The sequence below is a fragment of the Bacteroides stercoris ATCC 43183 genome, assembly GCF_025147325.1.
Taxonomy (GTDB): Bacteria; Bacteroidota; Bacteroidia; order Bacteroidales; family Bacteroidaceae; genus Bacteroides; species Bacteroides stercoris.
The window spans coordinates 3,244,142-3,260,503 of the sequence record NZ_CP102262.1 but is presented as its reverse complement, the minus strand read 5'-3'; the positions used below and the strand labels follow the sequence as shown (position 1 = coordinate 3,260,503).

The window sequence follows — 16,362 nt, the reverse complement described above, 5'->3', positions numbered from 1 at the left end:
ATGAAAAGACATCTTATTCTATTGTTCGTGGGGGTAAGCCTGCCCTTTCTGCTTGCCGCCCAGCAGAAAAATTCCGTCAGCATTACCAAAAGGGTACTACGTATTCCGGAGGTTACGGTGGTGGGCAAACGACCTATGAAGGATATAGGCGTGCAACGAACCCGTTTCGATTCCATCGCCATGAAAGAGAACATCGCCTTGTCTATGGCCGATGTGCTGACATTCAACTCATCCGTTTTTGTCAAGAACTACGGACGCGCCACGTTATCCACCGTGGCTTTCCGGGGTACCTCTCCCTCGCATACCCAAGTGACGTGGAATGGTATGCGCATTAACAACCCGATGCTGGGCATGACGGATTTTTCCACCATCCCTTCTTACTTTATCGATGATGCCTCGCTGCTGCACGGAACGTCATCGGTAAACGAAACGGGCGGCGGCTTGGGTGGTCTGGTCAGGCTCTCCACTTCTCCGGCCAACCATGAAGGGTTCGGGTTGCAGTACGTGCAGGGAGTGGGGTCGTTCAGCACGTTCGACGAGTTTCTCCGCCTGACCTACGGTGACAAACACTGGCAGTCCTCCACCCGTGTGGTGTATTCCTCTTCCCCCAACGACTACAAATACCGAAACCGGGACAAGAAGGAAAACATCTATGACGAGGACAAGAACATCATCGGTTCCTATTACCCGACGGAACGCAACCGCAGCGGGGCTTATAAGGATCTGCACGTCTTGCAGGAAATTTATTATAACACGGGCGAAGGCGACAAGTTCGGGCTAAACGCCTGGTATATCAATTCCAACCGGGAACTGGCGATGCTCAGCACGGATTACGGGAACGACATGGACTTCGAGAACCGCCAAAGGGAGCAGACGTTTCGCGGCGTCCTCTCGTGGGATCGCGTGCGGGAGAAATGGAAGGTCGGTGTAAAAGGCGGCTATATACACACATGGATGGCCTATGATTACAAGCGGGACAAGGGAAACGGCGAAATGGCTTCGATGACCCGCTCACGCAGTAAGATTAACACGTTCTACGGAAGTGCGGACGGGGATTATGCTCCTTCAGAGAAATGGCTGTTCACGGCCGGTGTTTCCGTACACCAGCATTTGGTGGAAAGCGCGGACAAAAATATCATCTCGCAGGAAGGTAACAAGGCTGTTGTCGGGTATGACAAGGGACGTGTCGAGTTTTCCGGTTCCGTTTCTGCGAAATGGCGGCCTGTCGATCGTTTTGCCGCCTCGCTTGTCCTTCGCGAGGATATGTTCGGTACGGAATGGGCCCCGGTTATCCCGGCTTTCTTCATCGACGGGGTACTGTCGAAAAAAGGCAATATCGTGGCGAAAGCATCCATCTCCCGGAACTACCGTTTTCCCACGCTGAACGACCTCTATTTTCTGCCGGGCGGTAATCCCGACCTGAAAAGCGAGCACGGCTTCACATACGACGTGGGGTTGTCGTTCTCGGTGGGGAAAGAAAATGTATATGCTTTGAGCGGTGGTATCAACTGGTTCGATTCGCACATCGACGACTGGATCATCTGGCTACCCACAACCAAGGGATTCTTCTCCCCCAGAAACCTCAAAAAGGTACATGCTTACGGGGCAGAGACCAACGCCCACCTTGATATAATGCTCGGAAAGGACTGGAAACTGGATATGAACGGAACTTTCTCGTGGACTCCCTCGATCAACGAGAGCGAACCGATGAGTCCGGCAGACCAATCCGTCGGCAAACAGTTGCCATACGTGCCGGAGTTTTCCGCAACGGTGACCGGACGTCTGTCATGGCGGACATGGAGCCTGCTTTACAAATGGTGTTATTACAGCCAGCGTTATACCATGTCGAGTAATGACTATACCCTGACGGGCTATCTGCCCCCTTACTTCATGAATAACGTGACACTGGAAAAACAGCTCTCTTTCCGATGGGCCGATCTGTCGCTAAAGGGCAGCATCAACAACCTGTTCGATGAAGAATACCTTTCCGTATTGTCCCGTCCCATGCCGGGCATCAATTTCGAGATATTCATCGGCATAACACCCAAGTTCGGAAAAAACAAAAATAGTAAACGATAATCTGCATCAATATGAACGCATTAAAGAATTTAAGCCTGATTTTGTTGCTTTCTCTGGCATTTACAGGCTGCCACAACAAAAGCTCAAAAATCAATGATTTCAACCTGCTGCTTTATGCTCCCGAATATGCCTCCGGCTTCGACATCAAAGGGGCGGGCGGGAAGGAAAGCGTACTGATAACCGTCAGGAATCCCTGGCAGGGAGCGGACAGTGTAACCACATGGCTGTTTATCGTCCGCAACGGTGAAGAGGTTCCCGAAGGGTTTGCAGGACAGGTACTCAAAGGAGACGCCAAACGTATCGTGGCGATGTCTTCCACTCATATCGCCATGCTTGACGCAATCGGTGAAGTCCGGTGTATAACCGGCGTTTCGGGAATCGACTACATTTCCAACCCAGACATCCAAGCCCGCCGCGACAGTATTGGCGATGTCGGCTATGAAGGGAACATCAACTACGAGTTGCTGCTCTCGCTCGATCCCGACCTCGTTCTGCTCTATGGGGTGAACGGCGCAAGCGCAATGGAAAGCAAACTCGAAGAACTCGACATACCGTTCATGTATGTCGGCGATTATCTTGAAGAGTCGCCTCTCGGCAAGGCCGAATGGATGGTAGTGCTTTCAGAAGTCACAGGAAAACGTGAGAAGGGTGAAAAAGCCTTTGCCGCAATCCCGGTCAGATACAACGCCTTGAAAAAGAAAGTGGCCGACAGTACCCTCGGCACTCCTTCGGTTATGCTTAATGTTCCCTATGGCGACTCGTGGTTCATGCCTTCAACCCAAAGTTATGTAGCCCGCTTGATTACTGATGCGGGAGGCCGCTATATCTACCAGAAGAACACGGGAAACGCTTCTATCCCCATTGACTTAGAAGAAGCATATCTGCTCGCGTCGGATGCGGACATGTGGTTGAACGTGGGAATGGCGAACTCCCTTGACGACTTGAAGGCATCATGTCCGAAATTCACCGATACCCGATGTTTCAAAAATGGAGAGGTGTATAACAACAACGCCCGTACCAACACAGCCGGGGGTAACGACTATTACGAGTCTGCCGTCGTGAATCCTGACATCGTGCTCCGCGACCTCGTGAAGATATTCCATCCTGAACTGGTGCAGGAAGAGTGTGTGTATTACAAGCAACTGAAATAGATGCGTTCCCGTTCGACTATATTATTCTCCATATTGATTACGCTCACGGTCGGTCTTTTTTTACTGGACTTGGCCGTGGGAGCTGTCAACATTCCGATCCGCGATGTATGGGCAGCACTGACCGGGGGAAATTGTTCCCGTGCCACGGAAAAAATCGTACTCAACATACGCCTCATAAAAGCTATAGTGGCACTGTTGGCCGGGGCTGCCTTATCGGTCAGCGGTCTTCAGATGCAGACCCTCTTCCGTAATCCTCTTGCCGGTCCCTATGTCCTTGGCATCAGTTCCGGTGCAAGTCTCGGTGTGGCACTTGTGGTACTTGCCGGGATCGGTTCATCAATAGGCATTGCCGGAGCAGCGTGGGTGGGTGCGGCTGTCGTGTTGCTCGTGATAACTGCCGTCGGACAGCGAATAAAAGACATCATGGTAATCCTGATTCTGGGCATGATGTTCTCATCGGGCGTAGGTGCTGTCGTGCAGATATTGCAGTACCTCAGCAAAGAGGAATCGCTGAAAGCCTTTGTCATTTGGACGATGGGGGCTTTGGGTGACGTCACCTCCGGACAACTTCTGATTCTTGTTCCATCGGTGTTTGCCGGACTGCTGTTGGCTGTACTGACCATCAAACCGCTTAACCTCCTGCTGTTCGGAGAGGAATATGCCGTAACAATGGGACTGAATATTCGGCGTTCACGCAGCCTGTTGTTTCTCTCGACAACGCTGCTCGCCGGAACGATAACCGCTTTTTGCGGTCCGATAGGTTTCATAGGTCTCGCTATGCCTCATGTCACAAGAATGCTTTTCCAAAATAGCGATCATCATGTCCTTCTGCCCGGAACAATTCTTTCGGGAGCATCGATATTGCTTCTTTGCGACATCATTTCTAAAATATTCACCTTGCCGATCAACGCCATTACAGCTCTATTGGGAATCCCAATCGTCGTATGGGTGGTTTTACGCAACAAATCCATCACCGCATGATAGAATTACAGCATTTTTCCATAGGTTACAAAGAAAACTCGTTGCTCCACGAGGTAAATGCCACGATAAAAAAAGGTCAACTGACAGCCCTTATCGGAAGAAACGGGACAGGAAAATCGACGTTGCTCCGCGCCATAGCCGGTCTGAACCGGTGTTATTCCGGAAAAATCATTCTCGACGGGCACGACATCGCCTGCATGAAAACCGAAGATATGGCAAAAACGCTGGCTGTCGTCACGACCGAGCGCACGCGCATCGCCAACCTGCGGTGCAAGGATGTCGTAGCCATAGGCCGTGCTCCTTATACCAACTGGATAGGTAGGATGCAAGAAACAGATAAGGAGATAGTCATGCAATCGCTCATTTCGGTGGGAATGGAGGCTTATGCAAACCGCACGATGGATAAAATGTCGGATGGCGAATGCCAGCGTGTGATGATTGCTCGTGCATTGGCACAGGATACTCCTATCATTCTCCTTGATGAACCGACTTCCTTTCTTGACATGCCTAATCGCTACGAACTTGTGGCGTTGCTTCGTAGGCTTGTCCACGACGAGAAAAAATGTATCATGTTCTCGACACATGAACTTGACATCGCGTTGTCCATGTGCGATTCGATAGCATTGTTAGATACCCCGAATTTAAGTTGCTTGACCGCGTCTGAAATGCAGAAAAGCGGATACATTGACAGACTTTTCCAAAATGAAAACATCCGTTTCGACTCCTTATGCGGTACAATGATTTTGAAACAATGAGTATATACACTGTAGAAAATTTTACTTCAGACATCACTGTTGAAGGATACATCGCCGAATTCCGTGACGAACCACATTTTCTTGAACTTTGCAAACAATGTACCAATTACGGTAAAAGTTGGGGGTGTCCTCCATTTGATTTTGATACGGAATCGTTTCTCCGACAATACAAGTATGCACATCTTATGGCAACGAAGATAATCCCTGAAGACAAAGATATTCCGATTGAATATACACAAAAACTCATTTTACCGGAACGGATACGAATCGAGAGCGAATTATTGGATATGGAACGGAAATATGGAGGGCGTTCATTTGCCTATATAGGTAAATGTCTTCACTGCTCAGATAACGAGTGTACGCGTAACTGCGGCACACCATGCCGACACCCGGAAAAAGTGCGTCCGTCACTCGAAGCCTTCGGATTTGACATAGCCAAAACGCTTTCTGAACTTTTTAACATCGAACTTCTTTGGGGAAAGGATGGCAAATTACCTGAATATCTTGTTCTCGTAAGCGGATTTTTTCATAATGAATACGAACTTTGCAACATAGCATACTAATGATTCGGACATGAAATAAACAGACAAACTAACCACATTCGGTTCAATCTGTTTTGTGATTTCAAATGAATTATAGTTAGATATGTAAAAAGCGACGCTGGAGCTTGAAATAAGTAACGGTTTATCGGTGTATTCTCCGTTAAACCGTCCTGTTTTCGTTAAACGAAAACACAACTTGCTGTCCGCAGGAGCGGACCACATTTATCCAATAATTATTGTGTATTAGCCCATTGTATGGCTATTCTCCTGTGATTTACGAGGCATTTCCATCAGGTGTTTGCCGGCTGCTCTCCCCATAAAAGGGTGGATATCTCTCCATAATCATATGACTTACGTCCATAATTCGGGAATAAGGAGGCGAATATACGGGAAATCTGCCCTTTACATGCCCTATTGTCCATTAATGGATTGTTACTTCTACACATCTACAAATGGAGAGCGGCAGTGAGCCGTATATGGTTTATGGTTTTTCTGCATTATCTTCATTAATGGATTACTACTTCTACACTTCTGCAAATGGAGAATGTAGCCGTGTACACCTTATGGTCTTCCTTCATAATTCTCCATTAACGGATTAATACTTTTACACTCCCATAGACCGATAATTTAAGAATCCGTATCCGGACGGATGCGCGCTCTCACGCCTGCCCATAAGGATTAAAAAGGAACGGTGGACAAGGAAACGGAATCCCGCTCGCTTTTCCACACCACTACGGGCCTCTGATGTCGCCTCCGCATAGGAAGAACCGTCCGAACGGAACGGCATCTCCGTCCCCCCGTCATGTGTATCATGACAATAACTGACTTTGGATGACTATAAGTGACAGGTGGTTTCATCCTGTTCTCTTCTTCCTTTATTTTGTATTCCGAGACAATACCAGTTGTGTAATTTAATAATTTAAGATTTTAAAATATGGATTCAGAAAAGGAAAAGAACCGGCTTTCCGATATCGTTCTCGAGAGGGTCGGACTCACGGGGAACCTTCTGTCAGCTCCCGTTTCCCCATCCCTGGAACCAGTGGTGGAGATACCAAGTCATGGAAGTCAGGTCCGGGCAGGGAAAGTGACAGGTCCGGAGGAATACAAGAGGAGGTTTCTGGTTCCCGCTCCCAGAGCCGCTGAGTGGAAGACCGCCTACATTGATGGGAGACTGCACCGCCGGATCGCCATGCTGGTCAGGGCCGCCGGCTGCGGCAGCATCTCCGGTTTTATCATCCGGTTGTTGGAACTCCATATGGAGGAACACAGGGAGGACATCGCCTCCCTGCTCGGTGAGGTCTACCGTCCCTGGGATGAGGACGGACAGCCGGGAGGAACACCTCGCCGATAAAACGTTGTCATTGTCCAAGAAGGCATATCATGACAGGAAAGAACGTAAAAGAGCGGATTGGTCTTGGCGGGATGGACGCGGACCGCATCCGTGAGATCATGGGGGAAGCGCCTGCCTGTCCCCGGAAGAGACGTGGAACGTCCGGTAACGACATTATACGTCCCGCAAGGAAAAATGGCCCCATGCAACCGTCCGTCTACGGGGAGGAATACCTGCATGGCATTGCGGGCGTGCAGCGTCGGTCGCTGCATATTCCCGCCGCCCTGCACCGGAAACTGTCCATCCTGGCGGGAGCCTCGAGAAACGGAAAGGTCACTCTGGAGGGGTTCATCAACCACCTTGTCTCGCGGCATCTGGAAGAATACAGGGAAACGACGGACATGATTCTGGAGGAGTCCCTGCCCGGCCCGGTCATAAAGGCTCGTCCCCCATGACAGGGGATCTCCCCCGATGGGAGCATTATTTTTGTTTCTGAAACAATAGTGTTTAACTTTTAATGAAAAAGAAGTATGATGAAAAAAGAAAAAGAGTTGTTGGTTGCCATCGCCAGCCAGAAGGGTGGCGTGGGAAAATCCGTCTTTACGGTACTGCTGGCCAGTGTCCTGCATTACCGCAAAGACGTGCGTGTGGCGGTTGTGGACTGTGACTCCCCGCAGCACAGCATCGCCCTGATGCGTGAGAGGGACATGGAGAATGTCATGAAAAATGACGACCTGAAGGTGAACCTGTACCGGCAGTACGAAAGAATCCGTAAGCCTGCCTATCCGGTCATCAAAAGCGACCCGGAAAAGGGGGTGGAAGACCTGCGGCGTTATATGGACGAAAAAGGGGAGACTTTCGATATCGTGCTCTTCGACCTTCCCGGAACGCTCCGCAGCGAGGGGGTGGTTCATACCGTTGCCGCGATGGACTATATCTTTGTCCCGCTCAAGGCGGACAATATCGTCATGCAGAGTTCCCTGCAGTTTACCAAGGTGCTGGAAGAGGAGCTGATCGCCAAGGGGAACTGCAACTTGAAAGGAATCCGGCTGTTCTGGAACATGGTGGATAGAAGGGGACGGAAGAATTTGTATGATGCCTGGAACCGGGTCATCCACAGGATGGGGCTGCGGCTGCTGTCCTCACACATTCCGAACACCCTCCGCTACAACAAGGAGGCGGACCCTGTCTGTAAGGGTGTCTTTCGTTCCACGCTGTTTCCACCCGATCCCCGTCAGGAGAAAGACTCCGGCCTTCCTGAACTGGTGGAGGAGATATGCCATGCCATCGGTCTGGAGGAATCCGATACCGAGCGGTAGCGGATGATAGGATACAGACACCTTGAATAAGGGCTTTTAGCCTAAGATAAAGTAAGATAATTGCATGATAATAAGTTTTTTACAGATGTGACTTCTCCTATAAAAGCATTACCTTAGTAGTGTAATGTGCGCCAAGAGGTCACACAAGTAATTGTTCAGCATCGTGTCTGAACCTATTGTTCCATCAATAGTAGCCTGAAGAGGCGTACGTGACTGGCAACGGTCGGGTGCGAAGCCCTCTTGACAACGACGTTCCAACCTAAGCATCATAGGCGAAGAATGTCAAAGCTGACTGATATGAGTAACCTAAGTGAATCGCCGTACCATCGTGACTATGAATTAGCTCACGGATATTTATGGGCCATTCCAAAAGGCAAGCAGTCAGGATAGTACGCTGTTACATCGTGCTACACGGATGTCGCACTGCTGGTGGATAGGCGGAGTCTAAGTCGGTCGTCAGTTATTTGTGCGAAACTTGGTAAGCCCGTATCTCTCCCGTCAGCCAATAACCGATGGGTGGCCAATTGTAAGAGCGGCCGAATGAGGTGCGGGTAAAGGATTGTGGAGAAAGCGAATGCCATGGTGTAATGCCCTGGATAAAGGTTTCAACGTCACCCTACGCGAAAGCGGGCAGACTTCCACAGGGTAATTCTTTGTGAAACGAATTGTAGAACTTCAAGTATAAAGAAACAGCAAAGGAACAAGGCGCAAGCCGAGTGTGCATCTTCAGCCGGACGCAAAACCGTGTGGAAAGGAATAGACTTCGCACGATGCGAACGTAAGGTATCAATCGTTCACTGACTGCTATGTTCGGTATTAATGCAGACTGAATCCTTAATCATTTATCCAAACTCTTGAAATATCAAAGCCTGATTTAAGTGCAGATAACTGATAGAGTTTGGATAAATGGAAAGTTTGAATAAAATACATTATTATCAATTTCTACAGATATTTTTCCTTGCGCTCACACCCCACTGCATATTTGAGAAAACAGAATGATTTAACATACTATTTTTCATATCCAATCTTTTTTAATACTCCCCATGATAATACTCACTATAAAAAGTCCAATCGAATAATTTTACGCGGTGATAAATGAAATTAATAGAAAGCGATTACCTTTGAAGAAAAAGTCTGTAATTTGGTCAAGAGAAAAGTACAATAGGTCAAAACATGGATATTATAATTCGCTTTATTTGCACTACCATTTTAAATCTAATTGTATTAATCCTTATTATAAACTTTAATATCTGCACTATGAAGAGAAAAGTACTATTAAGCACATTGTTTCTAATACTACATTTCACTGTAGCATTAGCACAGCAAGTAACTATTTCAGGGCAAGTGTTGGATGAGAAGAGTGAACCTCTTATCGGTGCCACGATAAATATCGAAGGTACCACCAATGCAGTAATCACCGATTTAGAAGGAAAGTTCACGATAAAAGTACTTCCTTCTGAAAAACTGGTCATCAGTTATCTGGGATATAAGCCCAAAACTATCACTATCGGAAAGAACCGAAGATTTGATATCATTCTAGACCCTTCAGTCACAGAGATGGATGAGGTGGTTGTTGTAGGCTATGGTAGCCAGCGAAAAAGTGATATTGCAACCGCCGTTGCTTCTGTGAATATAAAAGATATTGTAAACAGTAGTTCTACGCAGACGTTGCAAGCACTACAAGGCAAAATCAGCGGAGTACAGATTATCCCCACAGACGGTTCATTGTCAAGCGGAATGACTTTCAGAATCAGAGGTGTCAACTCCGTCACAGGAGGAACCCAGCCTCTCTTCGTCATTGATGGTGTACCAATGCCTACTCAACAGATCACCAATGAAGATACCGAAACGGTAAACAATCCTCTGCTGGGACTGAATCCAAATGATATTGAATCCAATTTGAATTATTGGAATCCTCGTCCTATCAAAAAGGATAATCCATATTTGACCGTCCAAAGGAAGCTCTCTCCACAGACTGTGGAGGATTTCGCCAATAGACTGTTCATCTACCAGGTAGGAAAAAACAATCATATCGGCTTTCCATTCCGCAAACCCTCCCAGATGGAAATCCTTAACTTTGAAATGAGGAACTATTTTGCAGAGACCAATACCAATTATAAAGCCTTTGCCACGGGTGGTGACAAGGCACAAAGCTGTTGGATGGCCAATTTTGTTCCTTTTGACAAGGTTACAGACATATATCTCTTTGAATCCGCTATTGACGCAATGAGTTTCTACGAAATAAACCATTATACTAAAGAAACCACATGCGCATTCATAAGCACGGGGGGATATGTCACCAAATCCCAAATAGAGAATATAAGCCGTATATTCCCATCTGATAAGGTAAAGTGGAATTGTTGCTATGACAATGATGCCAGCGGTAATGGTTTTGACATCACCACAGCATATTATCTCAAAGGTGAGGAATGTAAAGCTTTTGCAAGGACCAACACTGGAGACACATATAAGACCATCTATTTAAGTTTCCCGGATGGAAACACACAGACCTTCAAAGAAGATGCATTTTCCTCCGGCGAGTATCTTAAACAACATGGTATAGACAATGTAAATATCATCAAACCTTCACGGTACAAAGATTGGAATGAGCTTCTTGTCTATTACAAAAGATTTGATTTGAACCTGGGTCCAGGAATGAAATTCATCCCGGCTATCGAAAAGACCATATCCCAACTGAATCTAAGAGGATATGAACAATTGGCCAATAGTATCAGTTCTTCCACAAAAGAACTGGTGGATTCTCTGCTTGAGCAAGCCAATTACTGCATTTCCGCACCTCTTGCCGAGAGCGGCGCTTATACTCTTATGGTAGACTGTAATATCTTCATGGGGCTGGACACGATGGTACCGGTACCAAGCAACTTATATGTTATAGAAAAGTGCACGCAAAAAAAGATATCGGCACATGCCATAAATGAATTTCTTAAAAAAGAATATATAAACATTTTTAGAGACATGAGTTCATCTGATTTCAAAAATTTTCTAGAGAAAGACATCCTAACTTATACAAAGGGTGCTGTAGAAAAGAATTTTGAGAAAGTGATATTGACTTTCGGATGGAGCCTTAAACCTTCAATTCTAAAAAAAAAGAGTTTTGACTTAGAACATGGTATATAGCATAACAATACAGCATGATACCATAATAGTAGCTGTTTCAAGCAGACATGTTGTCACAATTCCTGCCAGGTTTAATGGAATGATTCTCGGGCTTTGGAACTTGATACAGATTTTCGTTGCCTACTGTAATGAGAATCCGAATTGGGTGAGTAATGTCCGGTCACTGTGGGGTGACCGATTCAAATAGGGACAGGTATGGAACGGATGCCTATTCATGCCCCTATTATAGCTGACACATGGACTTTTATACATTCTTGCACTTTTTAAGTGGGTAAAAAAGTACTATTTGTATTTTATACAAAAAATTGTTTGCTTAATGAAATGGAACATACATTGCCAATGATATTTAATACCTATATATAGGTATTAGATGCGTTTTTATACCCAAAAAATGGTATTTTTATAATCTTTTGTAATATCTAATTTTGCGTCCTAAAATAGATCTTTTATCGAAGAGAGATACAGTTTCCTTATATTTGAACTGGGGCTTCTGTAAAGTGCGATAAATATGAGGCTGGAACGGAGCTATCAGAAGAATTTTGGAGAAAATCCGTTTTTTAACTTAGTTAGATCTATCAATGAAAATATAAGTATTTATCTGCGTTGTATTAAGATATAGCATATCAGAACTACAACCATCCCGTTTTTTATTTAGATTTGCAGTTTGCTTTTAATCACTCAAGATCCGTATTACTATGTATGGAACTTAAATAAAGTACTAATATATATTGGATTTTCCTAAATATAATGCAGTTGCTATATTGTTAGACAACAGACGGTTGAGGTCTGTGAGATTATGCAACGGCACCAACAAAAACAACATGTATTTTTAATAATTTTAGTTTTGTTACACACAATGGTTTGTTTTAATTTAAAATTTACATATAATTTTGCATTATTAATAAATATGATGTTACTTATGAAAAAAGGTATTTTGGGGTGTAATATTATATACTTGTTTATACTTATTTGCATAGGAATTGCCCTCCCTATCAAATCGCAAAACAATTACAAAGTAAAACTTACAGGCACTGTTTATGAGTACGACCACAACAACAAGCGTTTGCCTTTACAATTTGCAGCTGTGTCTATTCCTGAAATTGCACTAGGGACAACCTCTGATGAAAATGGTAGATACATACTGGAAAACGTACCTACTGGTAAAATTCGTATGCAAATTCAATATTTGGGCAAAGTCTCCATTGACACCTTAATAAATGTAAATAAGGATTTGGTTCTTAATTTTACAATGAGGAATGAGGATTTTAAGTTGAAAGAAGTTACAGTAACTGCAACCAACAGCCGTTCAGGCAAATCCACATCTTCTCACATTTCCCGCTCTGCTATGGACCATATGCAAGCGACCAGTTTATATGATGTAATGTCATTGATGCCAGGTGGAATTTCACAGAATCAAGATATGAGTTCGGCACAACAGATTAACATCCGTCAAGTTTCCAGTTCCAGTGGTCCGGAAGCTCCGATGAATGCTATGGGCACCGCAATAATTCGTGATGGTGCCCCCATCTCAAATAATGCTAATCTATCTGCGATGAGCCCTACGGTATTAAGTGGTACGGAAACACCCGCTTCATTGGCCGGAGGTGCCTCGCCGGCTGGTGGAACCGATGTTCGTAGTATTTCTACTGAAAATATAGAGTCTATACAAATCGTTCGTGGTATCCCTTCTGTTGAATATGGTGATCTGACCTCAGGAGCAGTAATTATTAATACAAAAGCTGGTCGTGAGCCGCTACGTGTCAAAGCAAAAGCCAATCCCAATATCTATCAGGTGTCTATGGGAACCGGTTTTGAACTTGGAAAAAAGAAAGGCGCTTTAAATGTAAGTGCAGATTATGCTTATAATACGAATAATCCAATATCCAGTTACCAGCACTATCAGCGTGCCACAACAAAGTTGCTCTATTCAAATACTTTCTTTAATAATAAGTTACGTACCAATTCCAGCTTTGATTTTATTTATGGTAAGGATCAACGTGAACGTAATCCTGATGATGAACAAACTAAAACAGCTTCGGAAGGCCGCGATATAGGTTTTACTTTGAATACCAATGGTACATGGAATATAAATAAGGGCTGGTTAAAAACACTACGCTATGTATTGTCAGGTACGTATATGGATAAAGACAGTTATTATGAAACCGTATACAGTTCTGCTACATCTCCTTATTCCATGACCACTACAAACGGTGCGGTACTTAGTAACTTTGCAGGTCAGCATATCTATGATGCCAATGGTAATCAAATTACTAATTTTGGACCGGAAGACATAAATCATTATGCTGTTTATCTACCAAGCAGCTATTTGGGACACTATGAGATCGATAGTCGTGAAGTTAATTTGTTTGCTAAAGTGACGAGTTCTCTATTCAAGGCGAGCGGTCATGTAAACAACCGCATCTTGATTGGTGCGGATTTCCGGAGTGACGGTAACGTTGGTAAAGGAAAAACTTATGCCCCAAGTACTCCTCCTTATCGTAGTCAATACGGTCATAATTCATCTTTCCGTCCACGTAACTATAAGGATATTCCTTTCATTAACCAATTTGGTGCATATGTGGAAGATAATTTCAAATGGTCCATAAGCGGTACGCATGATTTGAACATTCAGGCTGGTGTGCGTTATGATCATACCTCAGTAGTAGGAGGCATTTTCTCGCCACGTGTAAATGCATCCATTGATTTGATTCCGAATCTATTAAGTCTTCAGGGAGGTTACGGTATTGCTGCAAAGATGCCTTCTCTTCTCTATTTATATCCAGAAAATGCATATTTTGAATATATCAATATAAATGAGCTTACCAATGAAAATATTCCGGAAAGCCAGCGCTTGTTTATGACTACCACAGAAGTTCGGCAAGTAGATAACTCAGATTTGAAGATTGCCCAAAATCATAAAGCAGAAGTCGGTTTTAATTTACGAGTGGGTAAAACCAATCTGAATGTAATAGCTTATAAGGAGCGTCTGAAGGATGGTTATGTAATGAGCCAAACCTTCAACACCTTCAATACATTTATCTACAATGAATACCAGCGCACAGAAAACGGGATAGAGCTTAGTAGTAGCCTACCGGTATTGTCTACTTATGCAAAACCAACTAATAATTTAAATATAGAAACTAAAGGTTTAGAATTTGATTTGAATATCGGACGTATTGATGCTATCCGTACGGCCTTCCAAATAAATGGCTCATGGATGCGTACTAAGAGTTGGCGTCAGGGTTATAGCTTCTATGACAATAGCGAAGATGCTGCTTCAGCCCGTAAACCGGTGGCCATTTATTCTCAAGAAGGCAATGCAAGTTACAAACAACAATTTGTAACGACTTTACGTGCCACTCACAATATCCCGCGTATCGGTTTTGTTGTTACGATGACAGCACAAGCTATTTGGCAGCAGTCTAATTGGAATACATTTGGAAACGATTCTATACCTGTGGGCTATTTAGCATTGGAAGATGCGTCTGTAAATATGTTTCCCAAGGGGAAATATACCACTACCCAGCAAGTAAAGGATGCAGGATATGGATATATGTTGAATAATGTAAGTCATAATAATGCTATAAAAGAATCATACAGTCCTTATTTTTGTTTTAACTTGAATGTAACTAAAGAAATTAGCAATATGCTACGTGTTTCTTTCTTTGCCAACAATATGTTCAGAAGTTATCCGCGCAGAGAATCCAAACGTAATCCGGGTTCATATATTCAATTGAATAACCGATTTTTCTTTGGGCTGGAATTATCACTCACTTTATAATGTTTAGGAAGTTATGAAAAAATATTTAATATATTTGTTTACATTGGCAAGTACCCTTTTGATAGGATGCGATTCGTTCAGGGACATGTCTGGCACAGCAGAAGTGAATCCTATCACAGTGGATGTATATTTGGATATTACCGTTGAAAATATATCCACACTGAAAGATCTGACTGTAAAGTTCGACAATTACGATGAAGATTTACATTATGTAAAAGAAGTAACTGATAATAGTGTGAAAGTTGACGGAATTATCCCCGGAATTTATTCGGTAACAGTATCCGGTACAGCGATCGATACAGAAAACAATGAATACTACATCAATGGCAATTCTGTAAATGCGGCATTATTTAAGCATGGTAGCGCATTGAATATTGAAGTACAAGGGCTTAAAGTGAGCCCATTAATATTCAAGGAGATTTATTATTGCGGTAGCCGTCCGGAAAAAGGAGGAGTCTATTTCCGAGACCAGTTCTATGAGATATACAATAACTCTGCTGACATTTTGTATTTGGACGGTATTTATTTCGCAAATTTAACTCCGGGTACAGCTACCACTAAATTACCTATTTGGCCGGAAGCGGACGGTAATAATTATGCATATGGAGAACGTGTGTGGAAATTTCCAGGAAATGGAACCGAATATCCGTTAGCGCCAGGTGAATCTTGCATCATTTCTCAATTTGCCGCTAACCATCAGTTGGACATCTATAACCCTCAAAGTCCTATAGACGGCAGTAGTTCTGAGTTTGAGTTTAATATGAATAATCCAAACTTCCCTGACCAGGCAGCTTATGATATGCAACATGTTTTCTACCAAGGAAAAGCAGAGATGGGAAGTATACCACAATATTTGACATCCGTATTCGGAGGTGCTTATGTGATTTTTCGTGTTCCTGAAGGAGAAGCTTGGGATCCGGTCAACGATGAAAATATGAAGACAACAGATCTTAGCAAACCGAACAGCAATGTTTATTATGCAAAAATACCTATTAAATATGTATTGGATGCTGTTGAAGCAGTAAACAATGAGTCAAAGATGAATGCAAAACGTGTCCCCGGTGTACTTGATGCAGGTATTACTTGGGTAGGAGCTACTTATTGCGGTTTAGGTATTGCTCGCAAATTGTCCACAGACGAAGAAGGTAATCCTATTATTCGCGAAGAAACAGGTACATATATATATCAGGATACAAACAACAGTACGGATGACTTTGAACGTGGCGTTGTTCCTGTAATGCGTCGTAATGGAGCAAAAATGCCTTCATGGAATCACACATTGTAAT

The 16,362-nt window shown here is 44.1% G+C and carries 11 protein-coding genes; all 11 read left to right on the top strand.

Annotation, left to right across the window (positions count from 1 at the left end):
- The 11 genes from NQ565_RS13570 (at position 1) to NQ565_RS13520 (ending at position 16,361) form a co-directional block, all read left to right on the top strand.
- A complete protein-coding gene (locus NQ565_RS13570) occupies positions 1–2,079 on the top strand; it encodes a TonB-dependent receptor plug domain-containing protein (RefSeq protein ID WP_004311295.1) in 2,079 nt (692 codons plus the stop codon).
- Positions 2,080–2,090: 11 nt separating this feature from the next.
- Positions 2,091–3,230, top strand: a complete 1,140-nt coding sequence (locus NQ565_RS13565; protein ID WP_004289233.1) for an ABC transporter substrate-binding protein — start codon at positions 2,091–2,093, stop codon at positions 3,228–3,230.
- The gene (locus tag NQ565_RS13560) at positions 3,231–4,211 is read left to right on the top strand and encodes a FecCD family ABC transporter permease (protein ID WP_004311292.1); all 981 of its coding nucleotides are present in this window, start codon (positions 3,231–3,233) and stop codon (positions 4,209–4,211) included.
- Complete coding sequence (locus NQ565_RS13555) at positions 4,208–4,966, top strand: ABC transporter ATP-binding protein (protein WP_004289235.1); 759 nt, start codon at positions 4,208–4,210, stop codon at positions 4,964–4,966. The genes NQ565_RS13560 and NQ565_RS13555 overlap by 4 nt, the downstream gene beginning before the upstream one ends.
- Positions 4,963–5,529, top strand: a complete 567-nt coding sequence (locus NQ565_RS13550; protein ID WP_004289236.1) for a DUF2284 domain-containing protein — start codon at positions 4,963–4,965, stop codon at positions 5,527–5,529. The genes NQ565_RS13555 and NQ565_RS13550 overlap by 4 nt, the downstream gene beginning before the upstream one ends.
- Positions 5,530–6,442: 913 nt before the next feature.
- Positions 6,443–6,859: a DUF3408 domain-containing protein gene (locus NQ565_RS13545; protein WP_004327094.1), complete on the top strand. Its 417-nt coding sequence runs from the start codon at positions 6,443–6,445 to the stop codon at positions 6,857–6,859.
- A gap of 29 nt (positions 6,860–6,888) precedes the next feature.
- Positions 6,889–7,293 (top strand): DUF3408 domain-containing protein, encoded by a 405-nt coding sequence (locus NQ565_RS13540; protein WP_004315818.1) that lies wholly within the window; start codon positions 6,889–6,891, stop codon positions 7,291–7,293.
- A gap of 75 nt (positions 7,294–7,368) precedes the next feature.
- Positions 7,369–8,157, top strand: coding sequence for a ParA family protein (locus tag NQ565_RS13535; protein ID WP_004311277.1), 789 nt, complete (start codon positions 7,369–7,371; stop codon positions 8,155–8,157).
- 1,257 nt (positions 8,158–9,414) lie between these two features.
- Positions 9,415–11,295: a carboxypeptidase-like regulatory domain-containing protein gene (locus NQ565_RS13530; RefSeq protein WP_004327093.1), complete on the top strand. Its 1,881-nt coding sequence runs from the start codon at positions 9,415–9,417 to the stop codon at positions 11,293–11,295.
- Between the two features lie 910 nt (positions 11,296–12,205).
- Positions 12,206–15,076, top strand: a complete 2,871-nt coding sequence (locus NQ565_RS13525; protein ID WP_231292971.1) for a TonB-dependent receptor — start codon at positions 12,206–12,208, stop codon at positions 15,074–15,076.
- Between the two features lie 13 nt (positions 15,077–15,089).
- Positions 15,090–16,361, top strand: coding sequence for a DUF4876 domain-containing protein (locus NQ565_RS13520; protein WP_004312956.1), 1,272 nt, complete (start codon positions 15,090–15,092; stop codon positions 16,359–16,361).
- Position 16,362 lies beyond the last annotated feature (1 nt).